Genomic DNA, 17,070 nt, shown 5'->3' on the forward strand with positions numbered 1-17,070 from the left:
GCTATTTCCTCCTTTGACTAAACCATTTGGTTGTTGCAATAAACAGCAGTACAAATAACGTACTGGTGATGACTATCCCCGGTAGGATTACATCTGTATTGTAGAGTGGACTAGCTGCTTCCATGGGGACACCGTTCGGATTGATCCCGAGGATGGCGGACATCAATCGGGCTGGAATTGCGAAGGGGATGAACCAAAGCGCCCCGCCAGCAGTCGGCTGACCAGAGAAGCCGATATTTAAAGCTAAGATACTCAGAAAGGTCACAATCGAATTGAATTGTGTCGCTAAAAACATAGCCAACGGAACCTGCCAGATCCAGGTAATGGTTAGCACTAAGCCAGCTGTTAAACCGCTCCGTACAGGATATTGAGTATTGAATAGCCAACCTGAAAAAGTTGTTAGGCCAAAAATCAGACCGTTTGCTAAGCATAAATAAGAACAGCCAGTCCAGATTTTTGCTTGCCAGACTTTTGTTTGCGGAGTTGGCAGGATCGATGTGTTGAAAAAATCCAAACGTTTGTCAGGATTAATTAAGTTAATACAAACCAACGCAGTTACTGCTGGCAGCAGCATCATATACCACCAGTTATAAGCACCTATTTGAGTAAATTGACCCCCCATCAAAAAGATGGCCATCAGTGATACTAAAAGTGGAAAAATGAGTAAACTTCTGCGGCCAAAACTGCGGCGGCCTTTAATATATTCTACTTGAATTAGCTTTCCCATGTTATTCAACCCCCAATTCACGATGTGATCGAGCTACATCCATAAATAAATTTTCTAAGGCAGCGCTGCTTTCCGGCAAATCCCCTTGGTAGCCTAATCTGCCATTGGCAATAATGCCGATTGTGTCCACAGTACTTTCCACTTCCGATAGAATATGACTGGAAAAAATCACGGTAATTCCTTTAGCAGGAAATGAACGAATCAGGTTCCTCAGGCCTTGAATGCCTAAGGGGTCAAGGCCATTCGTCGGCTCATCTAAGATCAGCAGCTTAGGATGATTCAAAAGAGCTAGGGCAATTCCTAGACGCTGCTTCATCCCCATAGAGAACTGTCGGCTTTTTTTCTTCCCGGTATTTGTTAAGTCTACCAGCTGCAGTACCTCTTGAATCCGAGACTTGGGTAAGCCAAGAGCAGTTGTTCGAACCAGCAGATTTTCATGAGCAGTTAAGTTACCGTAAAGTGGGGGACTCTCGATCAAGGCACCGATTTCATTTAGGTCTTGTCTCTGCCATGGCCTGTTCCGGTAAATAATTTCTCCGGCTGTGGGTTGAACTACTCCGGTAATCATCTTCAAGGCCGTCGATTTTCCGGCCCCATTTGGACCTAAAAGTCCGTAAATACTGTTTTCTGGAATCTTTAAAGAAAGATCGGCCACCGCTTTTTGGTGGTGATAAGTTTTTGTCAGGTTTTCAGTTGTTAAAATCATGTTTTTCATGGGAAGTCCTCCTTTGATGCTTTCACTATACTGGGAGAATATAAGGAAAGTATAAGGAGTCAATAAAATAATTGCTTCTTGCTTTCAGTTTCTTAGAGGTTGCTGGAATTCAGTGGGGGAAAGCAAAGAGGGCTCGCAAATAATAAGAGTATAGGAACTTGAAGTAAATTTATGAGTACGATCGTCAAGGTCATCCTTTCAAAATATTCATTATGGTGTGGTGAAAGCAAAAATCCTCACTAGATGCTGCGAACATCTAGCAAGGAATAATTCAAAAAAATCTCTTCACACTCATTATAATACTGAGTAATTTTTTAACATAATTAGTTTCATTAAAAAAAGAACAGATTATGTAATTTTCTATTTTATCGAAGAATTCAATGAAGTATAATAAGTCACGTATTTCATTTTTTTCTAAGATTCTAAGATAAGTAGAATAAAATAGTTAAACGGTTTATTTTTGAGCACTGTTTACATAGAGTAAGCTTAAAACCAGCGGCTTAGGCTGGTTAATAAAAGTTGAATCAATCAGGTTGGAAAGTTAACTGGCCTAACTATTGGCAACACTAAGTTTCAAAGTAATTTATAAGAAGCAAGGAGCTTTGATAAATGAGTGAAAATGGAAATAAAAATAGCAGCAATGAGGAATTGATTGCCTTAATCCAGCAGAAAGCTGTTGAATTAGGCCGAACGCCCACACATAAAGATGTTGAGACTGCCGCAGCTGCAACAGCCATTAGGCGCTTTGACAGTTGGAACAACTTTCTTGCCAGTGCTGGTCTGGAAACCAAGAACAGCGGAAATGCTCTGATGAGTGATGAAGAAGCAATCCGCTTGTTTCAAGCCAAAGCCGCCGAGTTGGGCCGAACACCTGAACGGAATGAGGTTACTCAGTTTAGAGCGGTAATAAAAAAATATGGTGGTTGGCAAAGATTTCTGTTGGCTGCAAGGCTAGAACCACCAGAAATAGAAAAATTCAAACAAATTAGCGATAAACGCTTAATCGAGTTGGTGCAGGTCCGAGCGGTCGAATTAGGTCGAACACCCAAAAAATATGAGTTTGTTCAGGGGGCGACAGCCACCCACAGATATGGTGGTTGGTCAGACTTTTTGCGGGCAGCAAATCTAGAACCAGCCAAAGTGAAGAAACGCAGAAAACAGCAAAGATACGAAATACCAGAAAAATACTTCAGTGATAAACAGCTAATCGAGTTGGTGCAAGCTCGAGCGTCTGAATTAGGTCGAACCCCTAAAAGATATGAATTTGCTCAGGAGTCAACGGTCACGAACAGATTTGGCGGCTGGCGAAACTTTTTAGCTAGCGCAGGTCTGGAAATCGAGATGCCTAGAGAGAAACAGAAAGCACTGAGTAAGGAAAAACTGATGGAATTAGTTCAAGCGCAAGCTGCTGAATTGGGCCGGATCCCTCAAAAACACGAGTTTACGCAGAATAAGTGGGCCTGTGATCAGTTTGGCGGTTGGCAAATTTTCTTATATCACGCGGGTTTAAAAACAACGAAGCCTGAAGCGTATCGGAAATCACTCAGCAATGAACAGCTGATGGAAGCGGTTCGTGCGCAAGCGGTGGAATTGGGGCGTCCTCCGAAGAAAAAAGAGTTTAAGCACGGATCTCAAGCAGTTAACAGATACGGCAGCTGGATCGAATTTTTACTAGCGGCTGGGTTAAAACCAGAAAAATATATTCAGGTCAGCAACGAACGACTAGTTGAATTGATTCGGTCAGAAATAGTAGAATTGGGTCGAGTGCCGAAGATGGAAGAGAGTCCCTATTGTAAAGTAGCGATTAACCGCTATGGAGGGTGGTACAATTTCTTGAAAGCGGTGGAGCAGATGCCAGCCGCAAGGGGAAAAAATATTCTTAAAATCAGTAATAATCAGATGCTTCAATTGATCAAAGCTCAAGCAGTGGAATTGAATCGAACACCAACGATTATCGAGTTCGAGTATGCTGAGCTGGCGAAGGATAAATTTCGCAGCTGGGAAAGGTTTTTAAAAAGTGCGGGCTTAGAGCCGATAGAACCACCGGAAGAAAAAACGAAAATAATAGTCAAAATCAGCAACGAACAATTGATTGAGCGCGTTCAAGCCCAAGCAGCTGAGCTGGGTCGAACCCCGGCAATAAGAGAGTTTGAACATGCACCAGTAGCAATTAAACGATTTGGAGTCTGGAGTGCTTTTTTAGAAAGTGCAGGACTAGACCTTTTGTTTCCCGGAAAATCAGGCTATAAAATCAGCAACGAACAATTGCTTGAAGAGGTTCAAGCCAAAGCCGCCGAGTTGGGTCGAACTCCGACAATAAGAGAGTTTCACTATGGTCGACTAGCAAATGGCCGATTTGGAACCTGGAGAGCTTTTTTAAAAAGTGCCGGACTGGCCCGTGTCCGTGTAAAGCCAAGGAATCCAAAAACTAAAATCAGTAATGAGCAGTTGATTGAGCTGGTTCAAGTCCAAGCCGCCGAGTTAGGTCGAACACCAAAAAGAAGTGAATTCAAGCATGGTCGATTAGTAACCAGCCGATTTGGAAAATGGAGCATTTTTTTGCAAAGCGCAGGGATAGACCCTGTAAAGCCGGTGAAGCCAAAACCTAAAATCAGCAACGAACAGCTGCTTGATTTGGTTAAGGAAAGAGCCCTTGAATTAGGTCGAACCCCCAAAAAATATGAATTCAAGCGTGGTGAGTTAGCAACCAGCCGATTTGGAACATGGGCTGATTTTTTACAAAGTGCTGCTTTAGAGCCAGCAAAGCCAGTGAAATCAGGTTATAAAATCAGCAACGAGCAGTTAATTGAGCTGGTTCAAGCCCAAGCCGCCGAATTAGGCCGAACACCACGAAAAAAAGAGTTTAAATATGGTTACTTGATCCTCAAACGATTTGGTAATTGGACCACCTTTTTAAATAGTGCGGGCTTAGAAGAAGCTGGTAAGCATGAAACAGCAATCAGCAACGAGCAGCTGCTTGACTTGGTTAAGGAAAGAACGGTTCAAATAGGTCGAAGCCCGAACGCAAAAGAGTTTCGATATGGTACGTTAGTCATCGGCCGATTTGGTAGTTGGAGCGCCTTTCTACTGAAAGCGGGACTGGAGCCTGCCAAACGTGAGCCGCTAAAGGCACAACTTAATGACGAAGAGTTGATTGCAGCAATCAAGCAGCGAGCTGTTGAGCTGGAAAAAATACCGGAAGTAAAGGATTTTGAGCGCGCGAGTTTGGCTTCCTACCGCTTCGGAACCTGGAATACCTTCTTAAAAAAAGCTGGGTTAATTTGAGGGAGATATGAAAAAGCATGATATAAGAAAACCGACAAAGCCATAAGTGGATTTCTGGTAGAGGAATATGTTTCTGCTTTTGGCGAAGAAGACGATGGTGTAGCTGAACCAGCTAGTTTAGTAAAGTCCCTCGTTCATTAACTGATCTGCTGTCGGAGTTTGTTTTTCTTTTCATAAAAAATAGGAATCAGAACGGATAGCGACCGCCAATTGTAAGGCTTTTGGTGTCGCTGCTGCCTGATTCCTATTTTAGTTTATTGATACTCTTGGTAATAAAAAATTGCCAGCTGCGTTCGATCGCGAACCTCCAGCTTTTCTAATAATTGACTGATATAATTGCGAACGGTTCCTTCACTTAAGAAAAGTGCTTTGGCAATCTCTTTGTTGTTCTTCCCATTCGCTACCTCTAACAAAATTGCTTCTTCACGTTCGGACAATTGGTAGTTATGAGATTTTTTGGGTGTTGTATTTTGCAAAATTTCGGTCAGCTTCCCAACAATCTCGGTCCCAAAGACGGACTGTCCGTTGTTTACAGCCTTAATGGCGGGAACGATGGTGGATAAGTTTTGTTTGATTAAATAGCCCTTCACGCCTAAAGCCAAGGCTTCACGAATGTATTCATCGTCTGAGAAGGTGGTCAGCAGTAAGATGACTGCTTCAGGCACTTGTTGAAGTATTTCCTTAGAAGCTTGGATACCAGTGCTCTCTCCCATACGAATATCTGTTAATAACACATCTGGTCGTTCCTTAAGAAACAGGGCCACTGCCTCCGGGGCAGAATGACCGGTTCCTACTATTTTAATTTCTCCACTGGCTTCAAGAATTGTTTTTAGCGATTCTGTTACCAGACAATCATCATCCACTACTGCTACCCGTATCATCGTTCGTCTCCTTTGGTAAAATTATATTGATTTGAAACCCTTTTTGAGAAGGGTGAATATGCAGCTGACCATTAATTTTTTGAACCCGCTGCCGCATGCTGGCTAAGCCCATGCCATTGGTAATCTCAGGGTTTTCAGGAACAGATTTGCCATTGTCTAAAATCTTCAAGCGATAAAAAGCTGGCAGCTCATCAAAAACTAAGCGAACCTGTGTGGCCTGACTGTGCTTCATGACGTTAGACAAGGCTTCCTTAATTACTGTCAGAAGTACTTTTTCCTGAGTCTTGGATAAGGTTTCAGGAATGGTTCCTTCTAGCTCTACTGGGCAAAAGCGGAAGTCCGCCAACAAAAGGGGGACCGATTTTGTCAAATTAAGGGAGTCGTTATGAAGATCATGCACACTTTTTCGTATACTATTCATCCCGCTGTGAATGGTTTCCTTCAGCTGCTCCAATAGTTTATCGACGGTTGAATCTTGGTTGAGTGCTTCAACAGCCCCTAACTGAATAATTGCACTGGAAAGTAAATGTCCGACATTGTCATGAATGTCTCGGGCAATTCGGTTGCGCTCTTCGGCAATCTCCAGCTCAACAAAGGTCTCCTGTGAGCGTATCAGTTCATCATTTTGTTCCTTCAATAATTCCTGTTTTTCCCAACTATCATCCTTTAGCTGAAGCAGTTCACTTCTTAATTGAATATATTCTCGTTCCCGCAAACATAAGTACAAGGCAAACAGCGACAAGCTGGCAAGAATCCCACGAATAAATATTGTGATTTCAGGTTGAAACAGCAGTCCTAAAATTCCGCAAGGCATCAACCAATCATAGGGTTTTTGTTCCCGCCAAATTATACGCAGCGTTGCCGGAAAGAAAAATAGAAAGCTGGGCACAAGCGTTCCAGTAACGACGATTGCAGCAAATGACAACCAGGCACCGATCTTATTAGGAAACAAGGGAGCTGGAGCAATCAATAGAATTGCAACCAGAACGTACCAAATATTCTCTGGCTGAAAGCCACTGCTGAATAATAAGAGAGCCCCGCTGATAAATAGGAAGAGATATTCAAGCCAATAGGTGTATTTCGTCATGTCCTTCTCCTAATCATGTGACATTTGTCATGTGGCATTTAGCAGGATATCACTATTTCCTCTGCTCATTTTCCATTATAGTCATGGTAATAAGAAAAAGAAAAGGAGTTTTTACACATGATGATCGAAATTGAAAACTTAGTAAAACGCTATGGCGACTTTTTAGCGATTAACCATTTAAATTTGTCAGTTAAGCAAGGAGATATTTTAGGACTGTTAGGACCAAACGGAAGCGGAAAATCAACAACCATTAATTGCGTCCTGTCGCTGCTGTCTTATGATCGCGGTAATATCAAAATCTTTGGCGAAGAAATGGGCCCTAATAAATACAACATTAAGCAAAAAATCGGTGTGGTACCACAGGAAATTGCTGTCTTTGAAGAATTGAATGTGAAGGACAATATCGACTATTACTGTGGGTTGTATATCAATGATAAGAAAACACGGAACCAATACGTAAACGAAGTCATTTCCTTGGTTGGATTGGAAGAGTTCTGTAAATTCTTTCCTGCACAGCTGAGTGGTGGATTGAAACGCCGCTTGAATATTGCCTGCGGAATCGTTCATAAGCCGGAGCTGATTTTCCTAGATGAGCCAACAGTAGCAGTTGACCCACAAAGTCGTAACAAGATTTTGGAAAGCATCAAGGAGTTGAATCGTCAGGGAGCGACCATTGTTTATACTACTCACTATATGGAAGAGGTTGAAATTCTTTGTAACCAAATCGTGATTATCGACCAAGGTCAGGTTATTGCAGAGGGAACGAAGGAACAGCTGAAGAATATGGTTCGTACTAGTGAAAAGGTCATTATGGAAGTACCAGATATTTCTCAAGTTCAGTTAAAGGTAATCAGTGAATTACCCGGTGTTTCTGATGTCAGCTACGATGAAATGTACTTAACTTTATATACAAAAGAGTTGAAGCAAAGCATGCTGCCGGTATTAAGCTACTTTGAACAGGAAAATATTCCTTATGCCAATTTGGTCACTGAAGAAGCTACGTTGAATGATGTGTTCCTAGAGATTACTGGCAAAGAGCTGAGAGATTAGGAGGAGTCGACAATGTTTTTACGATTGTTTGTTTACCGTGTCAAGGTAATGCTAAAAAATAAAGTCCTGCTATTCTGGACCTTCGCTTTTCCCGTAGTCTTAGGTTTGTTGTTCAACTTAGCTTTTAGCAGCTTGGATAACATGGATAGCTTGGAAACGACTCAAGTAGGGATCGTTTCAACCGATAAGCAAAAAACAGAGAACTTTGAAGATGTCCTATATTCCATAGAGGACGACAATGGCAAACCTGTTTACCAAGGGGAGCGGATGAGTAAAAAGGAAGCTGCTAAACAGCTGTCAGATGATAAAATTGCTGGCTACTACGAAATCACACCAGATGACATTGCTCTTTCGGTTAGTCAAAGCGGGATTCCACAAACGGTTCTAAAGGAATTTTTGAACCAGTATGTGCAGCGAACAGCTGAAATTGAAACCCTGATTTCGTCTGGCACAGTTCAGCCCCAAAACTTGTCAGCTGACACCTTTGGCTCAGAGGATTTTGTGACAGAAAGTCATGAATCAAGCAACTTCAGCATTAAGTCCTTCTACTTCTTTACCTTGGTTGCGATGGCGATTATGTATGGTTTCATGTGGGGATTGAAAAATGCGAACGATCAGCAGGCGAACCAATCGCCTAATGGTATTCGCTTATGTATTATTCCGAAAAACAAATTAATGGTAGCTACAGCCAACCTGTTAGCAAGTTTTGTTCTTTTCTATATTCAAAGTATGGCAATTTTAGCTGTTTTCCGTTTTGTTTATAAAGTAGATTTTGGGGACCGCTGGGGATATATTTTCCTAATCTATGCCATTGCTTCGTTGGCTACTTTGTCATTTGGTACCCTGGTAGGCAATGCGTTTACTAAAATGACCTTCCAGCAGAAGATCAGTGTTGGTGTGGGGATCTCTATGGCGATGAGTTTCTTTGCCGGCATGATGGGGTCTCAATCATTGAAATACTGGATTGATTTGCATCTGCCGCTTTTAGGTAAGCTGAATATTGTTAACTTAATCAGCGACAGCATGTATCAATTGTTCTATTATGAATCTTTGCGTCCATTCTACCAAAACTTGATTTGGATGATCGGCTTTGCGATAGTCTTCACCCTGTTAAACTATTACTTCGAGAGGAAGGTTCAATATGACCACATATAATGCAATCTTACAAATTCTGAAACGAAACAAGGGAGCCTTGTTGTTAGGAATTATTATTATGGGAATCATAACAATTTTTTATGCAGGGCAATTAAAGGCTGAACCAGAAGACCTGGGAGGTGCTAAGATTGTAATTTTTGATAAGGATAATTCAGCAATCAGTCGCAGCTTGGTCAAACAGCTGTCCAGCCAGCATGAACGAGTAACCTTAGAGGATGATAGTCAGAAGGGAATCGATGATGCACTGTATTTCGATAAAGCAGAATATGTTCTAACCATTCCTAAAAACTTCGGTGCAGATTTAGCTGCCGGAACGAAAGCAACCGTCGATAGTCAGACAAAACCAGGAACTTTTTCAAAATCTCTGGTTAATACAACAATTAATCACTTTTTGAACACCTATCAAACGTTCCAAAAACAAATGCCTTCAATGAGTCAGAAAGAAATTCTAACCATGACTCAGGATACACTGAGTGAAGAAGGTACGGTTCATTTTGACAACACCTATCATCAAAAGCGTCGTCAAACAGTCAAGGCCAGCATTTACAATCTATTAGCTTATGGTTTGTTTATGACTATTTTTAGCGGCTACTCAGTAATCAATCTCGCTTTTAATCGAAAAGAAATCAAGGATCGCAATAGTTGTTCGCCAGTCTCTCGTCGGAAGTTATCTCGCCGTATTTCAATTGGCAGTCTCGTTTATTCCTTTGTTTGTTTTGTGATTTTCACAGCTTTTGTTTTCTTTGCCACGGACAGCGGCTTTAATCTATTGACCGGCTATTTTCTGTTGAACACTCTGGTTTTCTCTTCGGTCATGGTTGCCTTCTCTATTTTGGTAACGAGTGTAATTAAGAGCAGTGAAGCGATTGCCGGAATCAACAATGTCTTTATTATGGGTTCTTGCTTCATCAGCGGAGTTTTTGTTCCAACTGATATGCTGCCTGATGTGGTAATGAAGATTGGTTCATTCACACCAACCTATTGGTTCGTCCAAAACAATGAATTGTTAGGAAAAACGATCGAATTTAATCAAGCCTTTAAGGATAAATTCCTGCAGCAGTGTTTGATTCTACTCGCCTTTACGGCAGTCTTCTTGGTCATTCATTTGATCACTATGAAGGAAAAAGGCGGGTTGAGTCTATTCAGTAAAAAAGAAAATGCTGTTTTGGAACAATAAAAGCAACTAAATTAATTAACTTTTTTCTCGTGAATACATTAAAGATAAATAGTTTGATAAGATCTCTCAAGATAACTGAGCATTATAAACCTGCATTAAAGAGAATGCAGAATGACTGATCATTTACCAAAGCAAAAGTTACTTAATTGACTCTATGGATTAATCAAATTTCTGAATAGAAAAGCCTGTGTGAAGATTGTCAATTTCGCATGGGTTTTTTTGTGTGAAAGATACTGAAGGAAAAGCTGATTCACTATCTGGCTGGGCGTTAACTCCATAGGGTTCCTTAGGAAGAAGAAAAGAATGGATTGTATTTTTTGATCGTCAGATGTCATAATAAACATGTAATTACAAGGAAATAGGTGATCACATGCTGCAGCTACGTGAAAAGAAACTTATTCAATTGCTGATGGATAAGCCTCTGGGAGAAAAGCAAACTTCGAACGCATTAGCTCTAGAGTTGTCCGTCAGTTCAAAAACGATTAAAAATGATATCAAACGAATCAATGCCAGTTTTGCTGATAAGCCTTATCGAATTTTTACGCAAAAGGGACAAGGAATCTGGCTGGATTATCCAACAGAATCCGTCAATGAATTACGGTTGTTGAGTTTAGTCAACAATGAAGACAGTACAGAAGAAATGGAGATTCGAAAAAGAGATATTTTACACGTTTTATTGAATACTCAAGAGTATCTATCGGTTAAGTGTATTGCAGAACAAATCTTCTCCAGCAACAGTACTGTCTTAAGAGATCTAGATGCGTTAGAAAACTATTTAGCTAGCTTCAATGTTTCACTAATTCGTGCACCACGCAAAGGAATTAAAATCGAAGGTGATGAAATCGCTTTCCGTATATTGAAAGCGGAACTGTTAAAACAAGAGACGGCTGCTGAGGAGATGCTGTTGGATTTTGTGGATATGCAGAAAACATTTCCTGATGTTTGTGTTTCTGAAATCAAGCAGCTAGTCTTGGATTTTCAGAAGGAATTTGCTATTGAGCTATCTGATATTGCATTAAAGGGATTGATTATTCATATTGCAATCTCACTGCAGCGTTTGTCCCATAATCAATATGTGGAAATGGGTCAAAGCGAATTGTCAAAGCTTGAAAAGCAGAAAGAATGGAGCTTGGCAGAAAAATTGTATCTGCGATTGGTTCAACATTTTGAATTGCTGTATAAGCAATCTGAAATAGGCTATTTAACCATTCACTTAATGGGGGCAAATTTGGCCAATCAACCATTTTCAGCAGCTGCTGTTTTACAGCAGCAACCAATTGATCAAGAGCTCTTAGTAATTTTGAAGGAATGGAGTCAGCAGATAGACCAATTGTTTTCGGCTAGTTTGGCAAAGGATCAGCGATTTCTATCCGCTCTTTTACTTCATCTTAAACCATTGTTAAATCGTCTAAGCTACGGTATCAGTATCAAAAACCCTTGGACAAAGGAATTGAAGAAAAAGTATCCGCGAGCTTATGAGATTGCTGTTGCATATGCTGAATGTATTCGAAATAGGTATCAGCTGACGTTAAATGAAGACGAAATTTGCTATTTGGTCATGCATATTGAATCAGCAATTGATCGCAGCAGTTTAGTCACTGCAGAGCCGGTCACTGCGTTGATTGTCTGTGCATCAGGAATGGGAACAAGTTACTTGCTGAAATCAAAATTAGAAAAAGAATTTCCACAATTAGAAATCATAGGTATCTCTTCGGCGGTAGATCCCCGGCTGCTTCATTATCAAGCAGAGTTGATTATCAGTACTGTGCCGCTGAATATACCGGATGTTAAAGTTGTTTATGTTTCCCCGGTGTTGAATGAAAAAGAGCGCAAAGCTGTTCAACAAAATTTGAACACGAAAGAATCCTCTCATTTAGCTTCCCTTTTGTCTCCGTCGCTGGTCTTTTTGCAGTCAAAGATGCAGACACCGGAAGAAGTGATTCGACAAGGGGTGAACGCACTGGAAAAAGATGGCTACGTTACAGCTGATTTTTTAGAATTGGTTTTACAAAGAGAATGTTTGTCTTCCACCGCTATCGGCAATTTGGTGGCAATCCCCCATGCCTACCAAGGAAGTGTTGTAAAGCAAGGGATTGCTGTTATTCAATTGGAAAAATCTATTTCATGGAAGAATGAGCAAGTCCAATTAGTTTTCGTGTTAGCAATTGATACGAATATCCAACATTTATTCGCAGATATTTTTGAAGAACTCGCAGCATTCACTCAAGATACTGCTCGAGTCAACAAGGTGCTGCAGGCAAAAACAAAAAAAGAAGCATTAGCGCTAATAATGCAGTAGGAAGTGAAAATATGAAGCTAAGCAAAGCAATCAATCCTCATCTAATCCAATTTAATCTGGGTGGACGGGAAAAACGAGATGTTATTGAACGAGTAGTTCAACTACTGTCTGAAAACGGAGTGCTAAGCAATGCGGACAAATATTTAGAAGATGTTCTGGCACGCGAAGCGCAAAGTACAACCGGTATTGGTATGGGAATTGCCATACCTCATGCCAAAAGTGAAGGAGTAAAGGAGACCTGTTTTACTTTAGTGCGTCTGGAAAACGAAGTGGAATGGGCATCTTTGGATGATCAGCCTGTTCGCTATGTCATCATGTTGGCTGTACCTGAAAGTGCCAAAAAAGACTTTTTGAAATTGTTGTCGCAGCTGTCGACCTTATTAATGGAAGAAGATTTTCGAGAGGGTCTGCTGTTAGCTCAAACAACTCATGAGATTGTTCATTTATTTGAAAAAGAGGAGGAAAAATTATGTACATTTTAGCGATTACTAGTTGTCCTGTCGGAATTGCCCATACATATATGGCAGCCGCAAACTTAAAAAAAGCAGCAGAAAAAAGAGGAATCGAGATCAAAGTTGAAACCCAGGGTGCACAAGGTCCTGAAAATCAATTAACTGATGCAGATATCCAACGCGCAAATGGTATGATTATTGCTTCAGATATTACGATTAAAAATGTGAAACGCTTTGATGCAGTGCCAATATTAGAATGCGGGGTGCAGGAGGCAGTAAAGGATGCCGATGGATTGATTGAAGAATTGATGGAGGCGATCGCATAATGGCTAAAATCGAACGCAAGAAAAATGTCAAAAAAGTAACGATGAAGGATCAAATTAAGGCCTCCTTTATGACAGGTGTTTCTTACATGATTCCTGTAATTGTTGCAGGTGGAATTATTCAAGCAATTGCTAAAGCAATTGGCGGTTACGATATTGCCACCAATCCTGACATGGTGGGCACGGTCGCTTTCCAGATTAATCAAATCGGAGCTTCTGCTTTTATCTTTGCGGTACCCGTATTATGTGCTGGAATTGCCTATACAATTGGAGATCGTCCAGCGTTAGCACCAGCATTGGCTATCGGGTTGCTTTCTAATGAAATCAAAGCGGGATTTATCGGCGGATTATTAGGTGGTTTCCTAGTTGGATATTTAGTGAAGTGGATTAAAACTTGGAAGGTTCCTTCATGGCTGAACGGAATGATTCCAATCTTGGTTATTCCTGTGTTTACAACGTTAGCTGTAGGTTGCGCCTTTCAATTTCTGTTAGGCGAACCAATCGCTTGGATGACTAACGGAATTGAATCCTTTTTGAATTCGTTGCAAGGTGGATCTCGATTTGTTTTTGGGGCAGTATTAGGCGGTTTTTGGGGCGTAGACTTTGGCGGCCCTATTACTAAAATTGCTTCTTCCTTTGCTACAGCTTTGAATGCACAGGGGAATTTCGCTTCAACAGCGGCTAAAATGGCTGCTGGCATGACCCCACCGTTAGGTATGGCGTTAGCAGTTTTTTTTCAGAAGCGAAAGTTTACACGAAGCGATATTGAAAATGCTAAAGCAGCAGTACCTTTGTCTTTTTGCTACATCACTGAAGCAGCAATTCCTTTTGCATTGCAAGACCCAATTCGGGTACTTTGCGCAACAATTCCCGGGGCTGCTCTAACAGGTGGATTAGGTATGGTGTTTGGAACAGAATCGCCAGCAGTTCACGGTGGGGTTTTTGTTATCCCGATGATGACAAGACCGTTGGGTTTCATTGCGGCCTGGTTAATTGGATCAATTGCCACAGGCTTAATCTATGCGACAATCAAAAAACCACTATCACAGGAGGAATTACAGATTGAAGCAGTCGCTGCTTCAGAAGGGATGATGGAAGCTGAAAAAACTAACTGGCGCAGCAAGCTGCTAAAAAAGACAGTTAAGGAAAATGAAGTGTAGGTGATTGGATTGAAGAAGGTGCGTTACGGAATTCTAAGTACTGCAACAATTGTTCCCCGTTTTATAGAAGGAATTAGGGAAAGTCATGCTGGAGAAGTTGTCGCCATTGCTGGCAGAAAATTTGAGCAGGCCCAGAAAATGGCAAATGAATTTGCAATTCCTCGTTATTATGGAAGTTATCAAGAGCTTTATCAGGACGATGATATTGATATTATTTATATTGCCAATTACAATGGCGGTCATTATGATTGTTTAAAAGAAGCTTTGCAGGCAGGAAAAAATGTTTTATGTGAAAAGCCTATTTGTATGACGAAAGAACAGGCAGAGGAAGTTTTTACAGTTGCCAAGGAAAAAGGCGTTTTTTTAATGGAGGCACAAAAGTCGGTCTTTCTGCCTGCTCATCAAAAGGTTCGGCAATTACTGGCTCAGCAGGATCTTGGTGAGATTCAATGGGTGAACATTATCAGCTGTCATACCGGTGCTGAGCGTGGCGAATGGTTCAAAAAGCTTGCTAATGGTGGTGGGATTTTACGTGGAGCAGGCACTTATTCTTTGGAATTTTTACTCACTGCTTTTCAGCAGCCTTTGGAAAACATTTCAGGAAATTTTGCGATTCAGCCTCCCATGTCTGATGATGGTTGTGTGATCAATCTAAAGATGGCACCTAATATCATGGTAAGTATCTTAATTACTAAAGACATTGTAACGGACAGTCGGATAGAGATTTATGGAACAACCGGACGATTGACAATTCCTAATTTTTGGAAGACTGACCGTTTATCTCTGGAAAAAGAGGGCAAAGAGGAGACGTTGGTATTTGAAATGAATTCTGAATTTGTCTTTGAGATTGATCATGTAAATGACTGTCTTCAACGAGGATTGCTGACAAGCCCTATAATGACTCCCGCAGTAAGTATCGAGGCTACAACTATTATTGATGAACTCTATCGAAAAAATATAGGGGTGACAGAATGAAACAACAAATCGGTGTCGTAGGTATGGCAGTAATGGGGAAAAATTTGGCTTTGAATATTGAAAGCCGTGGATACTCCGTTGCAATTTATAATCGGACTGCTGCTAAAACCACAGAGGTCTTATCAGATCATCCAGATAGGAACTTAAAAGCTGCATACTCAATAGCAGAATTTACTGCTGCAATCCAACGGCCACGCCGAATTATCTTGATGGTGCAAGCTGGTGCTGGGACCGATGCAACTATTCAGGCTCTACTACCGCATTTGGATCAGGGAGATGTGCTGATTGATGGTGGTAATACCTATTTTAAGGAAACGCAGCGTCGTAGTGAAGAACTGGCTGACTCGGGTATTCATTTTATAGGAACAGGGGTATCTGGTGGGGAAGAGGGTGCATTGAAAGGTCCTTCGATCATGCCAGGTGGTCAAAAGGAAGCCTATGAGCTAGTAGCACCGATTTTGCAGGAAATTGCAGCAAAGGCTGAAGATGGAGCCCCTTGTGTTACTTATGTCGGTCCAGATGGTTCAGGTCATTACGTGAAGATGGTTCATAACGGCATCGAATATGGAGATATGCAATTAATTGCCGAAGCGTATGATTTCATGCAGCAATTGTTAGGGTTATCTGTTACCGAAATGGCCGATATTTTTGCCGAATGGAACCAAGGAGAGCTGGATAGCTTTCTAATTGAAATCACAGCTGATATTTTAACTCGCAAGGATGATCTAGGTAGCGATCAGCCTTTGGTGAACTTAATCTTAGATAAAGCAGGCAATAAAGGTACCGGTAAGTGGACCAGTCAAAATGCTTTAGATTTAGGTGTGCCCTTGTCAGTGATAACGGAATCGGTTTTCGCTCGGTTCATTTCTACCTATAAAGAAGAGCGGACTATTGCTAGCAAGATAGCATTTAAACCAACTCATCCAGCTTATTCTGGGGATAAAGCATTAATAATTGAAAAATTACGTCAGGCACTTTACTTCAGTAAAATTATCAGCTATGCTCAAGGTTTTGCTCAGTTGCGTACAGCTTCGGAGGAATACGATTGGAACCTGCCTTTGGGTGAATTAGCTAAAATTTGGCGATCTGGCTGTATTATTCGTGCACAATTCTTACAGCGAATTACTGAGGCTTATGATAAGAACTCAGCCTTAAAAAATTTATTGCTGGATGATTATTTCAGTCAAATAACTCAACAATATCAAACGGCTGTGAGAGAAATTGTTGTATTGGCAGTTCAATCTGGGATTCCAGTACCGACTTTCTCTGCTGCGGTTACTTATTTTGATTCCTATCGGGCGGAGCGTTTGCCAGCTAATTTGATTCAAGCTCAACGTGACTACTTTGGCGCCCATACTTATGAGCGAACGGATAGAAAAGGTATTTTTCATTATAAGTGGTACTAGAAAAAAAGATGCCCCCATATTCCAAGTTTGGAAGTCATGGAGGTATCTTTTTTAATGTGTCTCGAAAATTCTTGGCAGCACCTGATCAATTCGAGCCTGTTCATCGTCGGAAAGGACTTTGCCATCTTTGCGCCAAACTGAAATCGTCCGTTTGTGTTTTTCTAGAGCATAGTTGTTGGCAACATATTTTGCTTGAGGGTTGCCGGTTAGTTGTCGAATAAAGATATTTCTAAGTTCACTTAAGGACAAGTCATTTTCTCCCTGTAGTAAAAAAGGAGATTCGTAGCGATAGACTCGTTGGTCGTTAGAGGTTACTCCGCGCATCGTTTACCTTCTTTCCATTTTTCCTTATTTTACCAATAATTCGCCAGATATAAT

15 protein-coding genes are annotated in these 17,070 nt (G+C 41.0%); 10 read left to right on the forward strand and 5 right to left on the reverse strand.

Features of this window, described 5'->3' with window-relative positions:
* Position 1: 1 nt before the first annotated feature.
* Positions 2 to 727: a lantibiotic immunity ABC transporter MutE/EpiE family permease subunit gene (locus IGI46_RS09120; RefSeq protein ID WP_429973292.1), complete on the reverse strand. Its 726-nt coding sequence runs from the start codon at positions 725 to 727 to the stop codon at positions 2 to 4.
* Position 728: 1 nt separating this feature from the next.
* Entirely contained in the window at positions 729 to 1,442 is a 714-nt protein-coding gene (locus tag IGI46_RS09125; protein ID WP_429973293.1) for a lantibiotic protection ABC transporter ATP-binding protein, read from the reverse strand.
* A 609-nt stretch (positions 1,443 to 2,051) separates the two neighbouring features.
* On the opposite strand from IGI46_RS09125, the gene IGI46_RS09130 reads away from it, so the two are divergent.
* The gene (locus tag IGI46_RS09130) at positions 2,052 to 4,727 is read left to right on the forward strand and encodes a homing endonuclease associated repeat-containing protein (RefSeq protein WP_429973294.1); all 2,676 of its coding nucleotides are present in this window, start codon (positions 2,052 to 2,054) and stop codon (positions 4,725 to 4,727) included.
* 254 nt (positions 4,728 to 4,981) lie between these two features.
* Here the strand turns inward: IGI46_RS09130 and IGI46_RS09135 are convergent, their stop codons facing one another.
* Positions 4,982 to 5,608, reverse strand: coding sequence for a response regulator transcription factor (locus IGI46_RS09135; RefSeq protein WP_429963004.1), 627 nt, complete (start codon positions 5,606 to 5,608; stop codon positions 4,982 to 4,984).
* Positions 5,583 to 6,695, reverse strand: a complete 1,113-nt coding sequence (locus IGI46_RS09140; protein WP_429973295.1) for a sensor histidine kinase — start codon at positions 6,693 to 6,695, stop codon at positions 5,583 to 5,585. Before IGI46_RS09140 ends, IGI46_RS09135 begins: the two co-directional genes overlap by 26 nt.
* A 117-nt stretch (positions 6,696 to 6,812) precedes the next feature.
* Between IGI46_RS09140 and IGI46_RS09145 the strand changes: the two genes are divergently transcribed.
* The 9 genes from IGI46_RS09145 (at position 6,813) to gndA (ending at position 16,692) form a co-directional block, all read left to right on the forward strand.
* Positions 6,813 to 7,745 (forward strand): ABC transporter ATP-binding protein, encoded by a 933-nt coding sequence (locus IGI46_RS09145; protein ID WP_429973296.1) that lies wholly within the window; start codon positions 6,813 to 6,815, stop codon positions 7,743 to 7,745.
* Positions 7,746 to 7,757: 12 nt separating this feature from the next.
* The gene (locus IGI46_RS09150; protein ID WP_429973297.1) at positions 7,758 to 8,900 is read left to right on the forward strand and encodes an ABC transporter permease; all 1,143 of its coding nucleotides are present in this window, start codon (positions 7,758 to 7,760) and stop codon (positions 8,898 to 8,900) included.
* Positions 8,887 to 10,077 (forward strand): ABC transporter permease, encoded by a 1,191-nt coding sequence (locus tag IGI46_RS09155; RefSeq protein WP_429973298.1) that lies wholly within the window; start codon positions 8,887 to 8,889, stop codon positions 10,075 to 10,077. The genes IGI46_RS09150 and IGI46_RS09155 overlap by 14 nt, the downstream gene beginning before the upstream one ends.
* A 370-nt stretch (positions 10,078 to 10,447) precedes the next feature.
* Positions 10,448 to 12,376 (forward strand): BglG family transcription antiterminator, encoded by a 1,929-nt coding sequence (locus IGI46_RS09160; protein WP_429973299.1) that lies wholly within the window; start codon positions 10,448 to 10,450, stop codon positions 12,374 to 12,376.
* Between the two features lie 11 nt (positions 12,377 to 12,387).
* Positions 12,388 to 12,858, forward strand: coding sequence for a PTS sugar transporter subunit IIA (locus IGI46_RS09165; RefSeq protein ID WP_429963010.1), 471 nt, complete (start codon positions 12,388 to 12,390; stop codon positions 12,856 to 12,858).
* Complete coding sequence (locus tag IGI46_RS09170; protein WP_429963011.1) at positions 12,846 to 13,154, forward strand: PTS fructose transporter subunit IIB; 309 nt, start codon at positions 12,846 to 12,848, stop codon at positions 13,152 to 13,154. Before IGI46_RS09165 ends, IGI46_RS09170 begins: the two co-directional genes overlap by 13 nt.
* Positions 13,154 to 14,311, forward strand: a complete 1,158-nt coding sequence (locus IGI46_RS09175; protein ID WP_429963012.1) for a PTS fructose transporter subunit IIC — start codon at positions 13,154 to 13,156, stop codon at positions 14,309 to 14,311. Before IGI46_RS09170 ends, IGI46_RS09175 begins: the two co-directional genes overlap by 1 nt.
* 18 nt (positions 14,312 to 14,329) lie before the next feature.
* The gene (locus IGI46_RS09180) at positions 14,330 to 15,286 is read left to right on the forward strand and encodes a Gfo/Idh/MocA family protein (protein WP_429973958.1); all 957 of its coding nucleotides are present in this window, start codon (positions 14,330 to 14,332) and stop codon (positions 15,284 to 15,286) included.
* The gene (gndA, locus tag IGI46_RS09185) at positions 15,283 to 16,692 is read left to right on the forward strand and encodes an NADP-dependent phosphogluconate dehydrogenase (RefSeq protein ID WP_429973300.1); all 1,410 of its coding nucleotides are present in this window, start codon (positions 15,283 to 15,285) and stop codon (positions 16,690 to 16,692) included. The genes IGI46_RS09180 and gndA overlap by 4 nt, the downstream gene beginning before the upstream one ends.
* A 51-nt stretch (positions 16,693 to 16,743) precedes the next feature.
* On the opposite strand, the gene IGI46_RS09190 is transcribed toward gndA, so the two are convergent.
* Positions 16,744 to 17,016 carry a hypothetical protein gene (locus tag IGI46_RS09190; RefSeq protein WP_429963014.1) on the reverse strand — a complete coding sequence of 91 codons (273 nt, stop codon included), beginning with the start codon at positions 17,014 to 17,016 and terminating at the stop codon, positions 16,744 to 16,746.
* Positions 17,017 to 17,070: the final 54 nt, after the last annotated feature.

The sequence above is a fragment of the Enterococcus sp. AZ163 genome (assembly GCF_050498925.1).
GTDB lineage: Bacteria > Bacillota > Bacilli > Lactobacillales > Enterococcaceae > Enterococcus_A > Enterococcus_A ferrettii.